Below are 22,695 nucleotides of genomic sequence, written 5' to 3'. Positions count from 1 at the left end.
AAGACAAGATTTGTCTTCAAGCTCTTTTTTGGATTGATATTTAGTTAACTTTGTAAATAAACACTGCTTCTTTTGACGACCGGTTGTTTGAGTAATGCCAGCAGCATCGGAATCACAACCGCAATCATGACCTTCAAGACGACATCTTCAATACCTGCCTGTTCGGCGATATCAAGCAGTGCGCCATGAAGATACATGATGATCATGGTGTGCTTACCAATGGTCGATAAGAACAAGCCGATTGGCAGCTGACTGGACAAGTACGAGATGCCCATGACGCCAAATGAGAAGATCAATGGAATCGCGGCAATCATTAGGATCTTTGGCTCGGAAGTCTGAATCAAATGCGACTTCATTGAGAATTCAAAGTCAAATTGATGATTTAAATACAAGCCAATCAAGAGTAATGATGAGCCAATTAAAAGCGTGATTGGAATGGGTTTTTCAATCCATTTCCAATTTGTGTGGAAGAATAGGTAACCAATGTAAGTGAAGAATGCGGCAATTAAGACGATATCCAGATTCCACGGCATGGTCTGGAAACTGTATAAGTTCATCCAATCAACTTTGTCATAGCAGGTTGATAGAAACAGACCAAGGGTGACAATTGTAAATTGGCCAATCTTGGATTTTACCGTGGAAATCAGTAGTGTCACTGCGGTAATCGACAGCAGGTACACATTTACGAACCAAAATGTGGTGGTGTACAGGTTTAATGTCCTGCCGCCGACCAGCAACCTTGATAAGTGGTTGATCAGGTAATCCCAATCTTTATTGTACAAAAGACTATATAGAAGGATTAAGCCGATTCCAGCGATGAAGTAAATCAGCAGATCCTTATAAATTCGTTTATTAAAGAACTTTTTCCAATGTTCAAGTTTCGTGGCATCGATCGGCTTTAAGAAGAAGCCGCCAACGATGAAGAACAGTGGCATGTGCCACCAGTAAATGATATTGGTTGTATTGCCGCTCGCAAGCGCGTGGCCGAATACTACAGCGATGATACCGTAAGCTTTGGCAATATCGATCCATTCAATTCTCTTTTTCACCATAATTGTGTTCCAATCACCATCCTTTTTGATAAATGCGGTATGTTATTTTTACATTATCAACCTTAAGGCAGGCTTAAATCAAAATTGAAGTCTGTGAATTTGAGGGAATATAGAAAACTGAGGTGGACGGCTAAAACCTGGTATAGGTTGATTCTGGGGCTTGGTCATCCACAAATTCAGGGCTAATATATTTTGACCAAATAGATTTTACCACAATTTATACGGATAAATTATTTTACTTAAGGACTTTAACAAATTGAAACTAAATGTGTGATTCTATGTAAAAAAGCCGGCTGCAAACATGAAGTTTGCTACCGGCTCTTGAGGATTAATCATTAATGTTCTGGAAAGAAACTTTTGGGTCCATGTCCGTGGGGCCCGCCAAATGGTGGCATGCCATAACTATGAGGGCCATGGTGACCGCCGCCAAATCCGTGGTGGTGGAACTTGCCGCCCCAAGGTGATTCTTCGTCACGGGCAGGCAGTTTGTCTTTCAATGAACCGTTTAATTTATCCATCAGTTCACTGAGTTGAGTGAGTTCTTCATCAGATAATCCGGCGAAAATTTCGTTAAGCATATCGTCAGTCGAATCATCGTCAGCAATTGCTTTTTTACCTTCATCAGTAATGGAAACGTTGGTTACGCGTTTATCCTTCTCATCGGGAGTGCGGGTGATCAATCCGCGTTCTTCCAATTTGGATAGCAGTTCAGTCATTGATGATGGTCGAATGTCCATAATTTCAGCTAGTTGGCTTTGAATCAACGTGCCTTCTTTTGCCAAAATAACCAACACCCGATTTTGACCCCTTAAGTGATAAGGACGGGCTTGGTGACGGGCAAATCGCTGGCAGCCATGAATGAAACCAAACAGCTTGGCGAGTAGTTCTCTTTTATTAGTATCTGCCATTTTAATTCTCCTTTGTATTTTACTTAGGTACCTAACAATTAGAAGTATACACGATATTTTTAGGAAGGCAAGAGAAATGTTTCGGTACCTAAGTATCATGCCAAAACCGAAATTATTTTCATGGTGAATTTGTTATTTGGTGTAAATCATTGTGCAAAATGTAAATGCTTGAATTTCAGCACATAAATTTTTACACTGTAGCTAGTTTCAAGTGAATGATGAAAGGAGAAATTATTCCAAAATTTATCTAGTAAAACGTTTACATTTACAATGAAAGGGCTTACAATATGTAACCGTTCAACAAATTATTCCCTGGGGAGGGACACATCTTGAGAGCAAGACATTTAAGTACATTCTTTATTTTCTTCTTTGGTGCATTAGGTGGCCTATTATTTGGATTTGATACTGGTATTATTTCAGGCGCCTCACCATTGATTGAAAGCAATTTTAGTTTAGGAACCGAACAGACTGGTTTTATTGTTTCATCTGTTTTGATTGGTTCATCGGTTGGTGCATTGTCAATCGGTTCATTGTCTGATAAGTTTGGTCGAAAGCGTTTGTTAGTCTTGGCATCCATTCTATTCTTGATTGGATCTGGATTATCAATGTTTGCGATGGGCTTTGTTTCAATGATTATTGCCCGAATTATTTTAGGCTTTGCCGTTGGATCTGCATCAGCATTAACACCAGCTTACCTGGCAGAATTAGCCGACGCACCTCACCGTGGTTCACTTGGAACCATGTTTCAACTGATGATCACTTTGGGAATCCTTTTAGCATATGTTTCAAACTTGGGATTCCTGCATCACAACCTTTTGGGGTTGCGTGACTGGCGTTGGATGCTCGGATCAGCTTTGATTCCAGCACTTCTGTTGTTCATCGGTTCAATCATTCTCCCAGAATCGCCACGTTACCTGGTTGAGAAGGGTAACATTGATGAAGCTCGAGACGTTCTTCACGAATTGCGTAAGAACAATCCTAAAGAAGATCCAGACAAAGAGTTGGCCGACATTCAAATGGTTGCCAATCAGCCTAAAGGCGGCTTAAAAGAGCTGTTCACATTTGCTCGTCCAGCTGTCATTGTTGCGATTCTGTTAATGCTGTTACAGCAATTAGTTGGAATTAACTCAGTCATTTACTTCTTACCACAAGTATTTATCAAAGGATTTGGATTCCCTGAAAGCAACGCCATTTGGATTTCAGTTGGAATTGGAGTTGTCAACTTTGTCTGCACCATATTGGCATACAACATCATGGATAAGTTCAACCGAAAGACCATCCTGTTGTTTGGTTCAATCGTCATGGCACTTTCAATTGGAATCCTCTCAATCTTGAACTTCACTTTACAGGTTCAAGACGCAGCCGTTCCAACAATGATTTTAATCGGTATTTACATCTTTGGATTTGCGGTTTCATGGGGCCCAATTTGCTGGTTGATGATCGGTGAAATTTTCCCATTGAATGTCCGTGGTGTTGGTACGTCAATCGGATCAGCTGCCAACTGGATCGGAAACTTTATCGTTTCTCAATTCTTCTTGGAGTTGCTTCACGTATTCAATAACAACGTTGGTGGACCATTTGCCGTATTTACATTCTTCGCTGTTGTTTCAATCTTCTTCGTCATCTTCATGGTTCCAGAAACCCGTGGAAAGTCACTTGAGGAAATTGAAATGGAAATGCGTCACAAGGCTGCTGAAAAGTCAGCTGAAAAAGCTGCCAAGGAAGCTAGGTAACTGCTGAACCAATTTTAATTAAATAATGAATGAAGGACGCTGTTTCTGTGATTAAAGAGAGGCAGCGTCCTTTTGATTTGCATGAAGATTCCGGTTTGAATTTATTAACATTCGATAAAGATACATCGGTAATCAATAAATACATATTGAATATCGATAAATCGTGCTGTATGATAAATGCAACTTGTTAGGGGAGGTCATTAATGTTGAAAGGGAAAATTCTATTTTTAAAAGCCATTATTCTTGCTGCAGTCGTGATTTTTGTTTCTTTGGGGACGGTGATGCTTTTTCAAGCCTTTGGTGCTCCACGTGATATGCCATACCAACTTTGGATCATGCTTGCGACTATTTGGATTGAAATTGGTTTGGGCTGTTATGTTGCCTTATTACTTAATCGGCTGCTTAACCGAATCCGCCATCAGTACGTTTTTACCGAGCAGACACTGGCAATTGTCCAACGAATTAAAAACCAGGTTTTAATCATTTCGTTTATTAGTTTGGGGATTGCACCGACTATTTTTGCGATGGGCGGACCGGGAATGGCTTGGCTTGCAATCATTATTACCGGCTGCTTTGTGGTTATTCCCTTTGGCATTTATGCCGTTATTGCCATTCTCGTGGAATGTTTGAAGAGTGCGATCGCAATTAAAAATGAGAACAACTTGACGGTTTAGGGAGGACATCATGCCAATTAAAATTAATTTGGATAAAATTCTTTTGGATCGTCAGATGAGCTTAACCGAGTTATCACGGGAAGTTGGCATTACCATGGCCAACCTTTCAATTCTAAAGACGGGCAAAGCAAAGGCAGTTCGCTTTTCGACCTTGGAAGACCTCTGTCGCGTTTTAAATTGTCAGCCTGGCGATCTTATCGAATATGTTCCAGCTAAAGGGGCAGATTCCGAGTCCAGAAAATAATGGATCGGATTTTAAATATCAAAAAAGGCAGCTTCAAGACTAAGTCTCGAGGCTGCCTTTTCCGTTACTTTATTAATCAGTGCAGAGGCGTTTGAGCGCTTCAGCATAAATGTCCATGGCTTTGTACATACTCTTGAGTTCCCAATTTTCATTGACTTGATGCATAAAATCAGGAGTTCCTGGAAGCATTGCACCATAAGCCACACAGTTATGCATGGTTCGGGCAAATGTTGCACCGCCGGAGATTTGTGGCTGCGTATCATCACCGGTTAAGTCTTTGTAGGTTGACATTAAAGTCTTGACCAGGTCACTGTCAGTTGGCACATACAGTGGAGCAACGTAATCAAATGCTTCGTAGTGCAAGTCATAAGGTTCAGCGGCTTTTTTGAGCTTTTCGATCAATTCATCGTGATCAACTGTGACAGGAATGCGCATGTCGACTTGCATCCTTGTCTCATTCTTATCGATTTTGAGACTGGAGATGTTCATGGTCAAGTGACCGGATTGCTGATCTTCAACATCGCCCAACAGGTTGGAACCCGTTGCGTCTTCTTTGAATTTCTTACCGAAGAAGTCGAGGACTTTGTTAGGAAAGACATCATCCAAGGCAATTGCCAAACGCAGTACAGCATTGGTTCCTTGAGGGGCATTCATGGCGTGAACGGCTTTCCCAACAACGGTAATGCCGTCGCTGCCGTGATCTTCATATTTGAACTCGTGTTTATCAAGGGATGCTTTGACTTCGTCCAGCTTTGGCCCATCGTACGGTGCCTTGGCAGGAACGGCGTTAAAGGCATTCTTCAAGTCAATTGAAAGGTCATCCATTCCAGGACCAACCAAATATGACTGTTCCAATCCTTTTTCCGCATAAATCAGTGGGAATTCCGCATCAGGCGCGATCCCGAAATCAATTGGGGATTCCTTCTTGTTATAGACAGCGATTCCCCGCCAAAGGGTTTCTTCGTCTGTACCAAAGATGAACCGGATGCGACAGTTGAATTGATAGCCACGATCGACCAGGGCCTTAACAGCAAACATTGCCGCCATTGATGGCCCTTTGTCGTCTTGAGTACCACGGCCATAAATATAGCCGTCTTTAATTGTTGCTGTGAATGGGTCAGAATCCCAGTCATTTGGATCACCGGCCGGAACGACGTCCATGTGGCCGATAATTCCAAAGATCTTATCACCGGAGCCAATCTCAGCGTAACCATAATGGCCTTCTGGATCTTTAAAAGTCTTAAAGCCATTTTCCTTGGCAATCTTCAAAACTTCAGTCAATGCATCATCAATTCCCTGGCCAAATGGTGTGGTTTTGGAAACGGTGTTTTGATCATAAGCTGAAGGTTTGCTGACTAAGCGTTTTAAACCTTCAACAGCTTCATTTTGTTCCTTTTCAGTGACTAATTTTTCTGACATTTTTGTTGGTGCCTCCTAAGTTGTGAAATTTGTGGTGTTTAGGTTTCATTTTACCTTGTGGAAACGTGTTTCGACGGACCTGACGCGGTTTCTAAGCTGATTTTGATTCAAGCCCAAGCCTGGGCTTAAACCAAAATCAGCTTAGAAACCGCGTCACCCAGTCCTTGTCGCACTCTAAATTATGGCCATTACCCCTAAGAATATTGCTGTAGCCAAGAACAGGTAAACCATCAATTTGAACATGAATTTCCACCAAGTGGTGATGTTGACGTGAGCAATCGTTAATGCCCCCATTACAACTCCTGAAGTTGGGGTAATCAGGTTAACCCAGCCGGATGCACTCTGATATGCAGTGACAACCAAGCTTGGGTCAACGCCGGCAAACTTACCCATTGGTCCAATGATTCCCATTGTTGCGGCTGCAAGGCCGGAAGTTGATGGAATCAGGAAAGACATTGGGATATAGAAGATATATGCCAGGATGATGAAGACAACTGAACCGAGGTTGGACAATCCCATCTCACCCCAGTGGAGGACGGTTGCGGTAATATTTCCATCGTTCATGACAACTTGAATACCACGCGCAACGGCAACAACGATGGCAACGCCCATGAAGTCACTCATTCCAGCTAAGAATGATTCAATAAATGTCGACTCCTTCATATGGAAGACGAACATAACCACGATTGCCATTAAGAAGAAGAGGGTGGTAATCTCGGTGAAGTACCATGAACCAAACGGTACTAGTTTTGAACCAATCAGACTGCCTAAGACAGGGACGCCTTGAATCCATTTGGTAAAGCTGGTAAAGAATGTCCAGCTCTTGTTGATTTGATCCCATGGAATCAAGCCCATGATCATGATTAAGAAGGTCAGGCCAAATACCCAAAGAACTGCTTTTTGACGGCCGGTCATTTTTGAACCGGGTTGATCTTCATGATTTAACGCGAATCGTTTCAAGTCTTCCTCACGTTGTTCGAACACAAGTGACTTGGAAGGATCCTTTTCAATTTTGGCTGCGTAACGGTAAACAAACAGGATACTGATTGCAACCACAATGACGAATAACACGGCCCGGGAAATAATTCCGTCACCGGGTGAAATATGAAGCGTCTGTGAAGCAACACCGGTCGCAAATGGGTTCACCGTTGATGCCAGACAGCCGACTTGAGAACCAACCAGCACGATGGCGACGGCTACCAGTGAATCAAAGCCGACTCCAATCATGACTGGAATTAACAGTGGGTAAAAGGCAATGGTTTCTTCGGCCATGCCGTAAGTTGACCCACCAAGTGCAAACAAAATCATCAGCAGGGGAATCAAAACTTTTTCCTTGCCTTTGTATTTTGAAACAACAGTCGCAATTCCATCATCCAAGGCCTTGGTTTGGTTAACGACACCCAAGAATCCACCAATGACCAGGATGAATAGTGAAACGGATATTGCACCTTCAGTCGTATCATTACCGACCATTCCATAAATTGGGGCGGAGAAGACATCCCAAATTCCTTGTGGATTTGAAGTAACTGCCTTATAAGTGTGGGCAATGATATTGCCGGCCTTATCGGTGTTGTACTGACCCGCGGGAATGATCCAAGTTAAAATAGCTACAAATATGATAATCAGAAATAAGATCGTGTACGCTGAAGGCATCTTAAATCGACGTTTCTTCGGAGTTGATTGTTGATTTTGCATATTGTTCACTTCCTTTTCCTTTACTGACTAGATTTTACAAAAAATCTATAAAGATTCTGTGAAGAAAATTCGAATTATTTATATAAAAATGAAATTATATAAAGGATTCACAATTCAGAACACTTATAGATCACTTGCACGCCCTTATTATAAATAAGGTGATATAAAATTTAAAAAGAAAGCGCTTGTATTTTTCTCATAATGCAAGAAAGGCAACAAAAAAGAGTGGCGGCAAGGAGGAAATCCTTGCTGCCACTCTTATATATTGATTATTAAGCAGTTTGTGTGATGCTTAATTATTCTTCGATATCACTAAAGAAGCCAAGTAATTCTTCTTTGGTTAAATTATCCTTTTCATCACCGGCAATATCGTAGGTGATCTTACCGTTATCCAAGACAATCAGCCGGTTACCATACTTCAACGCATCATCCAAATGGTGGGTGATCATCAGGCATGTAAGGTGATTTCGGGTAATTTGGTCATTCGTGGCGGTCATTAATTCTTGAGAAGTCTGAGGATCAAGCGCTGCTGTATGTTCATCCAAAAGGAGAATCTCAGGGCGCTTGATGGTGGCCATCAAGAAGCTCAGAGCTTGTCTTTGACCACCGGAAAGCTTTCCGGTAGCTGTGTTCAAACGATGCTCCAAGCCGTTATTCATCGTGGAGGTAATTTGTTTGAACTTATCCATGTGAGCTTTCAGATGACGAGGGCCGAAGCCACGGTGCTGACCGCGCTTTTCGGAAAGCAGCAGGTTTTCAGCAACCGTCATCCGTGGGGCAGTTCCCATCTTAGGATCTTGGAATACCCGACTCAAGAAGCGGGTTCGGCGCTCCACCGACATGCTGGTGATGTCACGGCCGTTTAGAAGGATCTGACCATGGCTGACAGGGATGTTGCCGCCGATGACGTTGAATAAAGTAGATTTCCCGGCACCGTTTGATCCCAGAATCGTGATGAAGTCTCCAGGAAAGACGGATAAATTAACGTGGTCCATAATGTTAATCTGCTCAGGGGTTCCCTGATTGACGGTGACGACAATATCATTTAATTGAAATATTGGCTCAGTCATGCTTGGTCATCCCCTTTGCTAAAGTATGGCGGATTCGGAAGCGTTTCTCCAAAACCGGGAACATCATGAACAATGCCAAGACGATGGCTGAAATCAAGTTCAAATCGTTGGCATTGAAGCCCATCTTGAGAACTAACAGAATGACAAATCGGTATAAAATACTTCCAATCGTAACAGCAATCAGTCGTTGATTCATCGTCAGGTCGCCAAAGACGACTTCACCAATAATGATGGAAGCCAAGGCAACAACGATGACACCAATTCCCATGTTAACGTCGGCAAAACCATTATTTTGGGCAACCAACGCACCACCCAAACCAATCAGACCATTGGAAACGCCAAGGCCCATAATCTGCATGGCGTCGGTGCTGATTCCCAGCGAACGCGCCATGTTGGGGTTATCACCAGTGGCGATAAAGGCTTGCCCGAGGTTGGTTTGTAGAAAGTAGACGATGAGGGCCGTCACGATTGCAACCACGACAATTCCCAGAACGACACTGTCAAAGTAAGGCGGTAGTGATTCCAAAAAGTGGTTTTTCAACATTGTCGGTTTGTCGAACAATGAAAGGTTGGCCCGGCCCATGATTCTCAGGTTAACTGAGTAGGCGGCGGTCATAACCAGGATTCCGGCTAACAGCACCGGAATCTTCCCTTTTGTATATAGCAAACCAGTGACTAATCCGGCCAGCATGCCGGCGACAAACGCAATTAAGGTTGCGACAAGTGGGGATGCCCCAGAGTAAATGGCTGCCACACAGGCTGCCGCACCCATGGGAAAGGTTCCTTCAACGGTCATGTCGGGGAAATCAAGGATTCTAAAAGTTAGGAAAAGGCCGATTCCGACAATTCCCCAGGTTAATCCCTGGCCGATGGCTGATACGATAATACTCATTTGATCAATTCTCCTTTTTGTTGGGCTTCCTTCAATAGATTTGCAGGAATCTTGATGCCCAACTTATTAGCTTGTTTTTCATTAATGATTAATTTTCCGTGACGGAAGAACTTGATTGGGGTGCTTGATGGCTTCTTCTTACCCTTCAAAATCTGAGCACTCATTTTACCAGTGGCAACACCCAATTGATACTGGTCGATACCATATGTGGCAACGCCGCCTTCTTTAACCATTGTGTCAACGGCAGGGAAGACTGGAACCTTGGCATTGTTGGCAGCACCAACCAATGTCTGCATTGCCCCGGCAATCGTATTGTCAGTCGGAACGTAAATGGCGTCAACTGAACGAACGGCTTGTTCGGCAACCTGAGTCAAATCGTTGGTGTTGGCAATTGAGTATGCTTTCAAATGAACGTTTTCCTGCTTGCACAATTTAACAAACATCTTATATTGGGCAACGGCTGAATCGTCACTGGAAGTATAAATGATTCCCAATGTCTTCATCTTTGGCATGAATTGCTTGATCATGTTGAGCTGTTCTTTTAATGGTGCCTGGTCGGAAACACCGGTAATGTTTCCACCTGGCTTGGTGTTGTTCTTGACTAAACCGGCACCCTTTGGATCAGTGATGGCACCTAAAATAACCGGTTTGTGGGTAATGGTGTTGGCTAATGCCTGAGCTGACGGGGTGGCAATTCCGATTGAAAGGTCGGCGTCCTCGTTAGCGAACTTTGTGCTCATTGTTTTCAAATTACTTTGATCATTTTGGGCATTTTGAAAATCGATCTTGATGTTTTTGCCAGGCTTGTAGCCTTCCTCTTCAAGTCCGTGGATAATTCCTTTGTGGATGGCATCCAGAGCTGGATGCGACATCAGTTGGAGAATTCCAACGGTTGGCTTGGCTTGCGTCTTTTGTTTCTGCTGGCCTTGGAAAAATGCAAAGCCCAGAATGACGACAAAGATTAATACAACGCCTGAAATTAAATATTTTTTCTTCATAATAGCTGTCTCCCTCAATATAAATAATTTATAAACCCATCATTAACGCGAACAAAAAACGAGTACTCCGGCCAGACCGAAATACTCGTGGTTAGTCGGCCTGCCGGAATCATCTGTACAGACCGTTCGTTTTCCGAAAGATTGCCGGTACAGATGCGTTCATGATCGCATGCTTAAGATCAAGTCGCATCTGTATCGATGTGACTTGTTACCGGCTTTGCCAACTGCGATTAACAAGTGAACTCATGACAATCTTTCCTTTCGTGATAGAATACCTATAATTTTAAATGATTGTGTATCTTTCGTCAACATGTGAGGTTGAATATTATGACAGAAATGCATGCATGATTTAACACGGCCGTAACGTCAGTATGATAACCTATTAGTGAAAGAGGGGGCTCGTTTCATGAAAAAATTTGTTAAACTTCTTGGCTTAATGGCTGCATTCGTTGTCCTGGCAGTCATCGCCAATCCTCAGTCGGCGCAAGCTGCCCACGGGGATTATCGCGTCAAAACATTGAAGACTTACCAGATAAAGACTAATTCAGGATCGGACGTTGCCTTTCACGCGACACCCAAGACCAAAGCAACTCTTTGGGTTAACCAGCAAAGCGTGAATGCAAAAAAGATTAAACCAGCCGTCTTCCATAAAAAGGGGATTAAGATTTCCAAGTATAAGACGACGACCTGGTTCGTTCAGAAGAAAGTCAGAATCTACCATCATTTAAAAAGTGCCAACTATTATTATGTCAATAACCGTTATGGCAGTATTGCTGGATACATACGCACAAATGCTTTAAAGCGTGGATTCAGCCCTTATGGTTACCAGATTACCAGCATCAAATGGTATGGAAAATACGATTCTTTCCACGTTAAAGACAGCTACAAGTCTAAGAACGTCTATATGTGGAATTACAAACACACCAAGAAAGTGGCCAACCTAAAGCATTATCCAGGTGCCAATTATGTTAAGACTGCCAATATTGTGATGCGCCACAATGGCAAGAATTCGAACTACGTTTATCTGGATGGCTCTCCTGATGGGACGTCCAAAAGCATTCATGGATATGTTCCGGCAGCTGCCATTACTGAAGGCTCGAACCCTGATCATACCGGCATGAACTACGTGCCAATCGATCAGTTCGTGAATAACACTGACTTTAGTAAGTACATTCAAACAGGTAAAAACCAAAAGTTGGCGAGAGAAATTGTAAAACTGTTTCCTAATTCACAGCCGGATCTAGGACTGTCAAAAATTGCCGTTTATAATTATGACCATTTCGATGACAGCATGAGCGGCGAATCGGATCCTACCAGCACCAAAGGCTATACTGAAATCAAAGCATTCCCGACCATTCAAAAGTGGTTGTATGCTCATCGAAAGGCATCGAATGCAACCAAGATTACCGGCATTAAAAAGCTGTTGGATAAGGAAGGCTACACTGCCAGCAAGCGGGCTTCACTTTCGGGTTACAAGATTGGGATTCAAATCGTCAACAACATTTCGTTCAACTATCCAGAGCATGATATGTTTGGGCGGAAAAACAGTTATACGTTTATTTTGGGGAAAGTTGATAACTAAATAGTTGAGAAATGAGAAGCCTCCCAGGATTACTTTTAACCTGGGAGGCTTTTATATTACACCTCAAATAATCTATGTGAAAAGCATTCCAATACCAAAGCTGATAAGGCATAATTAAGGAAGATTCTCGTAACAAATACCAGTGCAAAAAAATATTTTGAGGAGTTTATTATTATGAGAGTAAAAGTATATTATATTGGTCTAGATATCGGGACATCATCAATTGGTTGGGTAGTGATGGGGGAAGACGGTAAACCAGTGCGGGTTAAGGGGAAAACTGCAATTGGTGCACGTTTATTTCAAGAAGGACACGTTGCTGCTGATCGGCGTATGTTCAGAACCACTCGTCGTCGATTGAACCGTCGTAAATGGCGATTAAAGTTGTTGGATGAAATTTTTGATCCATACATTACACCTGTGGATTCAACATTTTTTGCCAGATTAAAGCAGTCCAACTTATCACCTAAGGATTCCCGTAAAGAATTTAAAGGTTCCATGCTGTTTCCAGATTTAACGGATAAACAATATCACGAAGACTATCCAACAATTTATCATCTTCGGCGTGCATTGATGACCGAAGATAAAAAGTTTGATATTCGCATGGTTTATTTGGCAATTCACCACATTGTAAAATATCGTGGAAACTTTCTTAATTCAGCAACCGTTGATACGTTTAAAGCGTCAAAAGTTGATTTTAAGAAGTCGTTTAACCAGTTAAACGAACTATATTCAGCAATTAACCCTGAAGATGCATTCCAGGTTGATATGAATAAATCTGATGAAACTGGGAGATTGTTCCTTGATTCATCGATTCGTAAGTTTGATAAGCAAAAGCAAATTTCCAAACTAATACCGGTTGTCGTTGAAGATAAAGAAGCCAAAAAATTAAATGGCAAGATTGCACTTGAAATCACCAAGGCAATCTTGGGGTATAAATCAAAACTTAATGTTGTTACTCAGACGGAACCAGAGGATCCTAAAAAGTGGGCGGTCAAGTTTGATGATGAAGATATTGATTCCAAACTTAACGATATCTTGCCAGAAATGGATGAAAACCAACAATCAATCGTTGAAATTATTCAAGACTTATACTCACAGGTTACTTTAAATCAGATTGTCCCAAACGGTATGTCGTTGTCTGACTCAATGATCAAAAAATACAACGACCATCACGAACATTTAAAACTATACAAGAAGCTGATTGACAATATTTCGGATACTAAGAAAAGATCGGCTTTAAAAACCGCTTATGATAAATATGTAGGTGACGATGGTAAGACCATTGAACAAGATGAATTCTATTCTAATGTTAAGAAGAACTTGGATGATTCCGATCTTTCAAAACAGATTGCTGACTTGATTGAAGCGGAAAAGTTCATGCCAAAACAACGTACGTCTCAAAACGGTGTTATTCCACATCAATTACATCAAAGAGAACTCGATGAAATTATTGAGCATCAGAGTAAGTATTATCCATGGTTTGCTGAGGCAAATCCCAATAAGCATGACTTACACTTAGCCAAATACAAAATCGAAGAATTGGTTGCATTTAGAATTCCTTATTACGTTGGACCAATGATTACACCTGAAGATCAGGAAAAGTCCAGCCAAACTATCTTTGCTTGGATGAAACGTAAAGAACCAGGTCAGATCACGCCATGGAACTTTGATGAAAAAGTTGATCGAATGGAGTCTGCCAACAGGTTCATTAAGCGAATGACGACTAAGGACACTTACTTGATTGGCGAAGATGTATTACCTGATCAAAGCTTATTATATGAGAAGTTTAAAGTGTTGAATGAATTGAATATGGTTCGCGTTAATGACCATCCATTGAAGGTATCTGAAAAGCAAGCGATATACCGTGACTTGTTTGAGAATCAAAAGCGAATTTCAGTTAAAAATTTGCAGAATTACGTTAAGTCAAAATCCGGATTACCGACTGGTCCGAAAATTTCTGGCTTGTCAGATCCTGATCACTTTAATTCATCATTAGGAACCTATAACGACTTTAAAAAGATGTTCGGAGACAAAGTCGATGACCCCGATCTTCAAGATGACTTTGAAAAGATGATAGAATGGTCGACTATTTTTGAAGACAAAAAGATTTTACGAGCAAAACTGGATGAGGTTGCATGGTTGTCAGATACGCAAAAGAATGAGTTCAAAGAAATCCGGTACCAAGGATGGGGACGCCTTTCCAAGAAACTTCTTACAGGTATTGTTGACGGAAATGGTCAACGGATCATTGATGAGTTGTGGAATACCAATAAGAACTTTATGCAGATTCAATCCGATGATTCTTTCGCCAAACGAATTCACGAAGCCAATGCTAATCAGATGAAGGCTACTGATGTAGAAGATGTTTTGGCTGATGCTTATACATCACCACAAAACAAAAAGGCAATTCGGCAGGTTGTTAAAGTAGTTGATGATATCCAAAAGGCAATGGGGGGAGTCGCTCCTAAGTTCATTTCCATTGAATTTACGCGGTCCGAAGATCGTAATCCACGGCGCACAATTTCTCGTCAACGGCAACTTGAAAATACTTTGAAAGATACCGCCCAAGCTCTGGTTAAGTCTATTAATCCGGACATTTTGTCAGAATTGGATAATGCTTCTAAAAGTAAGAAGGGGCTGACCGATCGACTGTATCTGTACTTTACTCAGCTTGGTAAAGATATGTATACAGGCAAGCCAATTAATATTGATGAAATTAGTAATTACGATATTGACCACATCTTCCCACAGGCATTTATTAAGGATGACTCTTTGAATAACCGGGTTTTGGTATCCAAAGCTGGTAACAATGGTAAGTCTGCAAATGTTCCACTCAAATTATTTGGTGCAAAAATGGGCGGATATTGGAAGCAACTGGCTGATGCTGGATTGATTGGGCAGCGCAAGCTAAAGAATTTGCAGACCAACCCTGATACCATAAGTAAATTTGCCATGCATGGATTTATCCGCCGACAATTGGTTGAAACCAGTCAGGTTATTAAGCTGGTTGCCAATATTCTTGGAGATAAGTATCGAAATGACGATACGAAGATTATCGAAATTACGGCGCGGATGAATCATCAGATGCGAGATGAGTTTGGCTTTATCAAGAATCGGGAAATTAACGATTATCATCATGCCTTTGATGCTTATCTAACTGCCTTTTTGGGTCACTATCTCTATCATCGTTACATTAAACTGCGGCCTTACTTTGTCTATGGTGACTTTAAAAAGTTCCGTGAAGACAAGGTTACGATGCGTAACTTTAACTTCCTGCATGATTTGACTGACGATAAGCAAGAAAGAATTGCCGACACTGAAACTGGTGAGGTAATTTGGGATAGGAAACGTTCGATTCAGCAGTTGAGGGATGTTTATCATTATAAATTTATGCTGATATCGCAGGAAGTATTTTCTTTAAATAAGGAAATGTTTAAGCAAAAGCTATTTCCAGCAACGTTGGCAAAAAAATCTAAGCTTATTCAAATAAAGAAGGATAAGCCTGTTGATATTTATGGTGGATACAGCAATAATACTGATGCATATTTAACAGTGGTTAAACTTAAGGGTAGTAAGGAAGACAAGTATAAGATTGTAGGCGTTCCAATGAGGGCACTTGATAATTTAAAACATGCCGAAAAAGAGAGCCCACAATCTTATACAGCAGAACTGAGGAAAGCACTTGAACCGCAATTCACAAAGATTAAGAAAAATCGGAAGACTGGCGAAGTTTCTAAAGTAGTCACAAATTTTGATATTGTTCTTGGACGACTTTTCTATCGCCAAATGGTCATTGATGGTTCCGAAAAATCTCTGATTGCAAGTTCAGTTTATCAATACAATGCAAAACAACTGGTACTTTCTGATCAAGCCATTCGGACTATAAGTGATCAAGAAGGCATTGATGAATTTGAATTGAGTAGCCAATATGATAAAGTTTATGACGAAATCGTTCAAAAAGTTGAAAAGTTATTGCCAATCTTTCAACATCGACATTTCCAGGAAAGATTAAATAATGGAAAATCCTTATTTGTAAATTTACCAGTACACGATGTGTACGAAGGAAACAAATTGGAACAAGTTGGGAAAAAGCATATAATCAACTCAATTCTTGGTGGGATTCATGCAAACGCTGATAGGCCTGACATTGACTTGTTTGGGATTAAAAACTTAGGTCAATTCAGTTCCACAAGTGGCATTAATCTTTCATCGGACGCAATTATCTGTTATCAGTCACCTACAGGCCTGTTTGAGCGACGTGTTGTGTTAAAAGATTTGTAACAAAAAAGGAATCATTCTCCAAATCGAAGAATGATTCCTTTCGCTTATGTAATGCCCATATAATGGGTCAAAAGTTGAAACTCCGCGCAAAGCGCATTGCTTGATTTTAACACAGGATGTTAAATCAATAAGGTCAAACATATTGGGAGCTACCCAACACAAATAATATACCTCAATAAACAAATTGAGGCAAGGGGGAATTTTTAATGGGATGGCGTTCAGTGGTTGTATCTCAACATGCAAAAATGTCATATTCATCAAGAAATATGATTGTTCAGACAATGGATGGAATTAACCAGATACCAATTGAGGATATTGATCTTCTCTTGGTATCAACCACCCAAGCCGTGATTACTACTGCTTTAATTAGTGAATTGGTCAAAGGACAAGTCAAAATTATCTTTACTGATAATGCAAGTGAACCGGTGTGTGAAACCGTTGGGTATTATCCAAATAATCGGGATGTAGATCTGATTAAGAAACAGTTCAATTGGGATGAGAAGCGGCAGCAGGTGCTTGGGACAAAAATTGTGGCTACCAAAATTATCAATCAGATTAATGTGTTAGCGATATACAAGATTGATAATCAGAATCTGATGGATGAACTCGATAAACTCGAAGTTGATGATGTGACTAATCGAGAAGCGGTGGTAGCCAGGAAATATTTTCCACTCTTATTTGATAACAAGTTCAGTCGACGTGACTTTTCACCGATTAACGCTGCTCTTAACTATGGGTATTCAATACTTCTTTCCAACATTAATCGGGAAATCGTTTCGAATGGGTATTTAACCTATCTTGGAATTCATCATCACAGTAACGATAATCAATTTAATCTGGGTTCAGACTTAATGGAACCCTTCAGACCCGTAATCGATTACTGGCTGGCTAATCAAAAGTTTAAGGAGCTCACACCGGATATCAAGTTTGGCTTGGTGGATTTATTAAACTTGGAATTAACATTTAACGGTAAAAATATGTTGTTCCGTAATGTCATTACAGAACATGTTAGAAGTTGTCTTAAATATTTGAGTGGCGAGATTGATGAAATTCAAATAGAGGTGGAACTAAAAAATGAGGTACCGAATAATGCGATTAATGGTAATGTTTGATTTGCCGGTTGAAACCAGTGAGGATCGAAGAAACTATCGAAAGTTCCGAAAGTCACTGATTAACGAAGGCTTTTTGATGATTCAGTACTCCGTTTATGTCCGAGTCTGTGTTAATAAGAAATCTGCTGACTTTATGGAAAAGAGGATTGCCGCACTTGCACCGCCAAATGGATTGATTCAATCATTAATTATGACTGAAAAACAATATAATGATATGCATTTTATTGCAGGAAAACCCAAACAGGATGTCCGTAATTCTTCGGAAAGGACGATTATACTATGAAAATTTCTTATGCAGCGCACAAAGAAATTCAGATAAATGATCAGCATCCTACTGTCATTGCCACTAATAATCCAACGGTTTATCATGATTTGATTGTTGGCCTAGGGGTATTTGATGATAAGGTTAAAATGTATGATGACAGTTTTAATGCTGTAGAAATAAAAGATGCCGTCGATTGGCAGGGCGATGTTGGCTTAAACGGAGGAGTTAGTGAAAAATATAATTCGAATATTCTCAAACAATTGGAAACTGTTCTGACGGATGATCAACGAAAATCAATCACGGATATCAATAACCAGTTGTATACGCTGATTCAACAGTGTCTCTTCATGATTGATTTGCCACTGGAAGTTACCTATGATTGGGATCTTAAAAAGCTGTTTAAGTACTGTAAGATTCACTTTAATTCGCAAACCATGCAGAACCCATATGCTATAATTGAATCAATTATCAAAATCCATTTAGAGTGTGGATTGAAGTCGGCTGTTGGCTTAACTAATGTCGCTCATTATCTTAATCAGCAGCAGATAAATGACTTGTCCAAGCTTGTAAGTTCCACTGGAATCTCGACAATATTAGTAGCGTTCACAGATTTGAAGTCACAGGAGCTTTATACAAATTGTGACTTCTACTACATTGACGAGGACTTTGTTGATTGGCATGCATAACTTATTAAAATCGGATTATAAAAAAGCGGTTTTAGAAGGATGTTAAATCAATAAGGTTAAACCCCTGATGATCGACCATTTGACGTTCAAAATCGTTTTAGAAGGATGTTAAATCAATAAGGTTAAACCCCTGTGATGTGGTCGTTACTGACCACCATTCGTTTTAGAAGGATGTTAAATCAATAAGGTTAAACCCACAGATCAATATACACGGCGGCGCTTGAAAGTTTTAGAAGGATGTTAAATCAATAAGGTTAAACCCCGATAATTTGCGGATGTTTGAAGCTTGGATGTTTTAGAAGGATGTTAAATCAATAAGGTTAAACCCGATTCCGGTGGTCTTCAATAAGTCTGACATGTTTTAGAAGAATGTTAAATCAATAAGGTTAGACCCGAGCGGCGAAGAATATTTGCTCACATATCCGTTTTAGAAGGATGTTAAATCAATAAGGTTAAACCCAATGTCGGCTTTGTTGATTACTTTATTGATGTTTTAGAAGGATGTTAAATCAATAAGGTTAAACCCGTTTACTGATGAGTCTTCGTTTTACTGCCCGTTTTAGAAGGATGTTAAATCAATAAGGTTAAATCCTGACCAATCTCAAGGCTCAGAACGCTTGTGGTTTTAGAAGGATGTGGTTAACCCCTGACGAACAGAGAATTGCCCATATTGCCAGTTTTAGAAGGATGTTAAGTCAATAAGGTTAAACCCATAGCATGTGTTATGTTTGACTATCTTGCTGTTTTAGAAGGATGTTAAATCAATGAGCTTAAGTTTTAGCTCGCTTGGAGGATCTCCCCAGAATTTCGTACGAAATTTTATAAACGATCCACAACAAATAACGAGTTCTTAGATTAGCAGTTAGCTGATCCAAGAACTCGTTTTGTTATCTCTATTTAATCAATTCCTTCGCCAAAGCATATCCCAACTTCTGGGCAGTTTGTGGTGTTGGATGAATTTCGTGATCCTCTAAAGTGACGTCCTTGTTTTCGTTGGTAATGATATGCGGTGCAAATTGGTTGAAGTTAACAACTTTGGCACCCAGAGACTTGTACGCCTTGGCTTCGGCGACTCGTAAGTCGTGGTAAGTGTAGCCATACATGTCACTCATGCTATCGCGGTTCATGCCGTTCAAGTCATAACGAGAGATTGGCAAGATACCGTAAACTTTAGCGGATGGGTTCAACTTCTTAATGACTCGGATATTGTAACGTAAGTGACGAATGACGTTCTTCAAACTCCCGGAATTCGAGTAGCTTGTGTAGTCATTGGTCCCGATATGAACAAAAATCATGTTCATATGCTTAATCGCTGTTTTATGAGCCTTAATCGCTGCCGATAAGTCTTGGGGAACCAAGGTTGTGCCAAGATAAGCATAACGATTACCAACAATTCGACCACTTGGGCAGGCGAAGTTTTCAACCTTGGTATTGGTCCCAAGATATTTAGCCGTCCAATCAGGATACGAGCTGTTTAAGTAGAAGTGATAACCGTCCCAACCGGCAGGAATCGAGTCACCAAAGACCCCAATTCGTTTGCCGGTAAATTTAGTACCAGCCGCTGCCAACTTGATATGGTAGGATTTGGCGGTAATATTTTTAACTTGGGACTTCAAAACCCAGTACGTATGCTTATTATCGCTGTTGGTAACCCGATAAACGACCTTAGCCTTGCCGCCATAAATTAGCTTGGCAGCTTGATTCCGATACCAAGGGGTGTTACCAAATTGTTTGGTGCTGACCGTTTTGGACAAGTGCACGTCAGTATACAGCTTTGCGCCTTTTCTCAACGCGAATGCATGGGGCTTTGCCTGAGTCGTATATGCAACTTGGACGCCTGATTTATTGGCGGTTGGGTGACTATAGACACCGAATGAAATTAATGCCACAACAAACGCTGCGACAAATAGTTTTGTATGTTTGTTAAAGAATTTGATCATTAAATTTTCTCCTCAGAAAACTAAACGTAAGCTTGATAGTTAGGCATTCAACAACCTAATTTATAACGTCTATCATATAATATCTTTTGCTGAGTTTCCAATTATATGTCAAACTAATTCAAAATTTAATAAATTCAAATAAAAGTTAATTTCCATAGCGGAATCTTAAATATGCCGGCCACGCATCATCGGGATTGCCAGTGACATGGTGGTTATTCCAACGATGATCAGGGTCAAAATGGGCACTAAGAATGAGACCACCAAGGCTGCGAGGATGCCACCATAAAGCGGCAGTCTGAACTTGAGTGACGAGGTTGGATCTTTCTGCATTTCAGGGTTGTCTTTGCGGACTTGTCGGTTCATCAGCTGAAATGAGATTGACCACAGCAATAAGATGATGGAATATGTAATTTCGGGCAACATGCTGTTGGAAAATTCCCCAATCCAAGCAGTCGTAAACGGCGTCAATGTCATGAAGAACAGCCAGACACCGTTCCACGCATAAGTTGCCGTGGAAATCACCTTGGCTTTTTGAAATATTTTATAGTGTGAATACCAGACGACATAGATCAAGACAAAACTGACCAGATATGCCAAAAAGACTGACCATAGGCTGGTCAGATCAGACAGCGACGTGATCTTTGGCACCCGCAGTTCCAATACCATGATCGTTGCTGCAATTGCCATAATGGCATCGGTAAAAAGCTCAAGTCGTGGTTTGTTCATAGTAACCACCTCGGCTTTAGTATAGCATCACGGACTCAATCGTTTAAAAATATCGTTTTCCCAAATTCTCTGCAGGAGTATCACGGAGATAGTTAGTGTTGCAGTGACCTTGGGGAATATGGAGGGTGTTATTATGAAAGCTTTATCGTTACATGGTGATTACGCGATGATGATTTTAGCGGGTGAAAAAACCGTTGAGTATCGTTCGTGGAAGACTGATTATCGGGGGAAATTGTTAATTTGTTCTTCAGCAATGAAAATTCGGGGGACCATGCCAGGTTACGCCACCTGCGTCATTGATTTAGTAGACATCAAGAAAGCCGGTCCACGAGACTATGAATGGCAGCTTGGCAAGATTTACGACATTGAGCCATTCCCAGTCAAAGGTAAATTGCATTTGTATGACGTTCCGGATGATAAAATTGTTTACCATCCTGAAGTCGATGATGATCATCACCCCACTCAGGAACAATGGGATGAATACCAGAAGAAATATATAGATCCATACATTTATTAATTTAACAGACTACTAAAAATGAGGTATCCACACGTGATCACGTGGTTACCTCATTTGAATTTTAGTTTAGGCCAGTGCTGTGATTAAGAAGATGCCACCGTCAAACAGGTAGTGCATCGCAAATGAAGGCCAGATTGATTTGGTTCGAATATAGATTCCGGTCAAGAAGAACCGTTCGCCCGGCAGCACAAGCAATAACTGTGCCAGGTTCCAATTATACGTATGATAGTGAAGCAAGCCAAAGATGAACAGTGACAGGAAATAGGCAATTCCCAGTGCGACTTTTCGATTCCGGCCAAAATAATGAAACAGCAGACCGGCAATTGCGAGGAAGACACTGATGCTGAGAATCTCTTCGCCCATCAGGTTGAACAGATCAGTTCCAAGGACTATCTGGAGGGTTTTGATCTTGTCACCGGAGTTCGAGATATTGCTGGCAACGGCGTTGACGTTTGTTGCAATGTGAAGGTGGTTCAAAACCATGCCAATCACGATGCTGTAAATTGTTTCGAGCACCACCATGACCAGGGCAAAGCCCCAGTCCCGTAACTTGGGAAGCTTGAAAAGAGTTGAGGCAGCACCGTTACTTAAGAAGTAAAAGCCGCCTAAAATAATGGCAAATGGTAACAGGCTGGTGGCGAGAATCAGTCCCCAAACGGTCTTTGGCTGAACATTTGCAGCAAAGGTAATCCAGCCGATGAAGCCGAATGCCACGAAGATGATAATTGCCCACAATTGCCACTGACTAATTTTTTGATCCAGCAGTGGGAATTCCCGCTGCTCATTTTTTCGTTCAAATAATATTTTTTGCATATCACGTTGCCTCTCAAATAAATTTACTTACTTTAGTATACTGTATGGTAACACATTTCAGAATATAAAAGCCCTAAAACCACCACGG

The 22,695-nt window shown here is 41.0% G+C and carries 19 protein-coding genes and 1 CRISPR repeat array; of the genes, 9 read left to right on the top strand and 10 right to left on the bottom strand.

The features are described from left to right. Positions 1-44 precede the first annotated feature (44 nt). Both LKE01_RS05095 and LKE01_RS05090 read right to left on the bottom strand, forming a co-directional pair. Positions 45-1,052 (bottom strand): acyltransferase family protein, encoded by a 1,008-nt coding sequence (locus LKE01_RS05095; protein WP_056982099.1) that lies wholly within the window; start codon positions 1,050-1,052, stop codon positions 45-47. A 335-nt stretch (positions 1,053-1,387) separates the two neighbouring features. Continuing rightward, positions 1,388-1,960, bottom strand: coding sequence for a MarR family winged helix-turn-helix transcriptional regulator (locus LKE01_RS05090; protein ID WP_056982098.1), 573 nt, complete (start codon positions 1,958-1,960; stop codon positions 1,388-1,390). A 329-nt stretch (positions 1,961-2,289) separates the two neighbouring features. Here LKE01_RS05090 and LKE01_RS05085 point away from each other — a divergent pair, with 329 nt between their 5' ends. From LKE01_RS05085 to LKE01_RS05075, 3 genes are all read left to right on the top strand, one after another. Continuing rightward, positions 2,290-3,693, top strand: coding sequence for a sugar porter family MFS transporter (locus LKE01_RS05085; RefSeq protein WP_054769112.1), 1,404 nt, complete (start codon positions 2,290-2,292; stop codon positions 3,691-3,693). A 203-nt stretch (positions 3,694-3,896) separates the two neighbouring features. Continuing rightward, positions 3,897-4,367: a DUF2975 domain-containing protein gene (locus tag LKE01_RS05080; protein WP_056982097.1), complete on the top strand. Its 471-nt coding sequence runs from the start codon at positions 3,897-3,899 to the stop codon at positions 4,365-4,367. 10 nt (positions 4,368-4,377) lie between these two features. Next, on the top strand, positions 4,378-4,611 hold the full coding sequence (locus tag LKE01_RS05075; protein WP_054769114.1) for a helix-turn-helix domain-containing protein: 234 nt from the start codon (positions 4,378-4,380) through the stop codon (positions 4,609-4,611). A 72-nt stretch (positions 4,612-4,683) separates the two neighbouring features. On the opposite strand, the gene LKE01_RS05070 is transcribed toward LKE01_RS05075, so the two are convergent. The 5 genes from LKE01_RS05070 to trpX all read right to left on the bottom strand — a co-directional run bounded on the left by LKE01_RS05070 (position 4,684) and on the right by trpX (position 10,685). Continuing rightward, positions 4,684-6,030, bottom strand: coding sequence for a M20 family metallopeptidase (locus LKE01_RS05070; protein ID WP_056982096.1), 1,347 nt, complete (start codon positions 6,028-6,030; stop codon positions 4,684-4,686). 174 nt (positions 6,031-6,204) lie between these two features. Next, positions 6,205-7,725, bottom strand: coding sequence for a YfcC family protein (locus LKE01_RS05065; protein ID WP_054769115.1), 1,521 nt, complete (start codon positions 7,723-7,725; stop codon positions 6,205-6,207). 296 nt (positions 7,726-8,021) lie between these two features. Further along, positions 8,022-8,795: an ABC transporter ATP-binding protein gene (locus tag LKE01_RS05060; RefSeq protein WP_056982095.1), complete on the bottom strand. Its 774-nt coding sequence runs from the start codon at positions 8,793-8,795 to the stop codon at positions 8,022-8,024. Further along, positions 8,788-9,687 carry an ABC transporter permease gene (locus tag LKE01_RS05055; protein ID WP_054769116.1) on the bottom strand — a complete coding sequence of 300 codons (900 nt, stop codon included), beginning with the start codon at positions 9,685-9,687 and terminating at the stop codon, positions 8,788-8,790. The genes LKE01_RS05060 and LKE01_RS05055 overlap by 8 nt, the downstream gene beginning before the upstream one ends. Beyond that, complete coding sequence (gene trpX / locus LKE01_RS05050; RefSeq protein ID WP_056982093.1) at positions 9,684-10,685, bottom strand: tryptophan ABC transporter substrate-binding protein; 1,002 nt, start codon at positions 10,683-10,685, stop codon at positions 9,684-9,686. Before trpX ends, LKE01_RS05055 begins: the two co-directional genes overlap by 4 nt. A gap of 406 nt (positions 10,686-11,091) precedes the next feature. Between trpX and LKE01_RS05045 the strand changes: the two genes are divergently transcribed. From LKE01_RS05045 to csn2, 5 genes are all read left to right on the top strand, one after another. Then, the gene (locus LKE01_RS05045) at positions 11,092-12,267 is read left to right on the top strand and encodes a hypothetical protein (RefSeq protein ID WP_056982091.1); all 1,176 of its coding nucleotides are present in this window, start codon (positions 11,092-11,094) and stop codon (positions 12,265-12,267) included. A gap of 174 nt (positions 12,268-12,441) precedes the next feature. Then, positions 12,442-16,548: a type II CRISPR RNA-guided endonuclease Cas9 gene (cas9, locus tag LKE01_RS05040; RefSeq protein ID WP_056982089.1), complete on the top strand. Its 4,107-nt coding sequence runs from the start codon at positions 12,442-12,444 to the stop codon at positions 16,546-16,548. Positions 16,549-16,754: 206 nt separating this feature from the next. Next, a complete protein-coding gene (gene cas1, locus LKE01_RS05035; RefSeq protein WP_056982087.1) occupies positions 16,755-17,660 on the top strand; it encodes a type II CRISPR-associated endonuclease Cas1 in 906 nt (301 codons plus the stop codon). Further along, entirely contained in the window at positions 17,638-17,943 is a 306-nt protein-coding gene (gene cas2, locus LKE01_RS05030; protein WP_082619736.1) for a CRISPR-associated endonuclease Cas2, read from the top strand. Before cas1 ends, cas2 begins: the two co-directional genes overlap by 23 nt. Then, entirely contained in the window at positions 17,940-18,611 is a 672-nt protein-coding gene (gene csn2, locus LKE01_RS05025; protein WP_054769119.1) for a type II-A CRISPR-associated protein Csn2, read from the top strand. The genes cas2 and csn2 overlap by 4 nt, the downstream gene beginning before the upstream one ends. Positions 18,612-18,639: 28 nt before the next feature. Then, a CRISPR array of direct repeats spans positions 18,640-19,389; the repeat unit is 36 nt; unit sequence GTTTTAGAAGGATGTTAAATCAATAAGGTTAAACCC. Between the two features lie 115 nt (positions 19,390-19,504). On the opposite strand, the gene LKE01_RS05020 is transcribed toward csn2, so the two are convergent. Further along, positions 19,505-20,551: an SGNH/GDSL hydrolase family protein gene (locus LKE01_RS05020; RefSeq protein WP_056982085.1), complete on the bottom strand. Its 1,047-nt coding sequence runs from the start codon at positions 20,549-20,551 to the stop codon at positions 19,505-19,507. 165 nt (positions 20,552-20,716) lie between these two features. Beyond that, complete coding sequence (locus LKE01_RS05015) at positions 20,717-21,277, bottom strand: TMEM175 family protein (RefSeq protein ID WP_054769120.1); 561 nt, start codon at positions 21,275-21,277, stop codon at positions 20,717-20,719. Between the two features lie 133 nt (positions 21,278-21,410). Between LKE01_RS05015 and LKE01_RS05010 the strand changes: the two genes are divergently transcribed. Continuing rightward, positions 21,411-21,794: an ASCH domain-containing protein gene (locus LKE01_RS05010; protein WP_056982084.1), complete on the top strand. Its 384-nt coding sequence runs from the start codon at positions 21,411-21,413 to the stop codon at positions 21,792-21,794. A gap of 66 nt (positions 21,795-21,860) precedes the next feature. Here the strand turns inward: LKE01_RS05010 and LKE01_RS05005 are convergent, their stop codons facing one another. Further along, on the bottom strand, positions 21,861-22,607 hold the full coding sequence (locus LKE01_RS05005) for a CPBP family intramembrane glutamic endopeptidase (RefSeq protein WP_056982083.1): 747 nt from the start codon (positions 22,605-22,607) through the stop codon (positions 21,861-21,863). Positions 22,608-22,695: the final 88 nt, after the last annotated feature.

This window comes from Lentilactobacillus kefiri, from assembly GCF_007989105.1.
Taxonomy (GTDB): domain Bacteria; phylum Bacillota; class Bacilli; order Lactobacillales; family Lactobacillaceae; genus Lentilactobacillus; species Lentilactobacillus kefiri.
This window is presented reverse-complemented; position numbering and strand designations above follow the sequence as displayed.

Bases quoted from the DNA above. Each gene is read 5' to 3' on its own strand.
- LKE01_RS05095 (WP_056982099.1), bottom strand. From the start codon at position 1,052: ATGGTGAAAAAGAGAATTGAATGGATCGATATTGCCAAAGCTTACGGT.
- LKE01_RS05090 (WP_056982098.1), bottom strand. From the start codon at position 1,960: ATGGCAGATACTAATAAAAGAGAACTACTCGCCAAGCTGTTTGGTTTC.
- LKE01_RS05080 (WP_056982097.1), top strand. From the start codon at position 3,897: ATGTTGAAAGGGAAAATTCTATTTTTAAAAGCCATTATTCTTGCTGCA.
- LKE01_RS05075 (WP_054769114.1), top strand. From the start codon at position 4,378: ATGCCAATTAAAATTAATTTGGATAAAATTCTTTTGGATCGTCAGATG.
- LKE01_RS05070 (WP_056982096.1), bottom strand. From the start codon at position 6,030: ATGTCAGAAAAATTAGTCACTGAAAAGGAACAAAATGAAGCTGTTGAA.
- LKE01_RS05065 (WP_054769115.1), bottom strand. From the start codon at position 7,725: ATGCAAAATCAACAATCAACTCCGAAGAAACGTCGATTTAAGATGCCT.
- LKE01_RS05060 (WP_056982095.1), bottom strand. From the start codon at position 8,795: ATGACTGAGCCAATATTTCAATTAAATGATATTGTCGTCACCGTCAAT.
- LKE01_RS05055 (WP_054769116.1), bottom strand. From the start codon at position 9,687: ATGAGTATTATCGTATCAGCCATCGGCCAGGGATTAACCTGGGGAATT.
- trpX (WP_056982093.1), bottom strand. From the start codon at position 10,685: ATGAAGAAAAAATATTTAATTTCAGGCGTTGTATTAATCTTTGTCGTC.
- LKE01_RS05045 (WP_056982091.1), top strand. From the start codon at position 11,092: ATGAAAAAATTTGTTAAACTTCTTGGCTTAATGGCTGCATTCGTTGTC.
- cas9 (WP_056982089.1), top strand. From the start codon at position 12,442: ATGAGAGTAAAAGTATATTATATTGGTCTAGATATCGGGACATCATCA.
- cas1 (WP_056982087.1), top strand. From the start codon at position 16,755: ATGGGATGGCGTTCAGTGGTTGTATCTCAACATGCAAAAATGTCATAT.
- cas2 (WP_082619736.1), top strand. From the start codon at position 17,638: ATGCGATTAATGGTAATGTTTGATTTGCCGGTTGAAACCAGTGAGGAT.
- csn2 (WP_054769119.1), top strand. From the start codon at position 17,940: ATGAAAATTTCTTATGCAGCGCACAAAGAAATTCAGATAAATGATCAG.
- LKE01_RS05020 (WP_056982085.1), bottom strand. From the start codon at position 20,551: ATGATCAAATTCTTTAACAAACATACAAAACTATTTGTCGCAGCGTTT.
- LKE01_RS05015 (WP_054769120.1), bottom strand. From the start codon at position 21,277: ATGAACAAACCACGACTTGAGCTTTTTACCGATGCCATTATGGCAATT.
- LKE01_RS05010 (WP_056982084.1), top strand. From the start codon at position 21,411: ATGAAAGCTTTATCGTTACATGGTGATTACGCGATGATGATTTTAGCG.
- LKE01_RS05005 (WP_056982083.1), bottom strand. From the start codon at position 22,607: ATGCAAAAAATATTATTTGAACGAAAAAATGAGCAGCGGGAATTCCCA.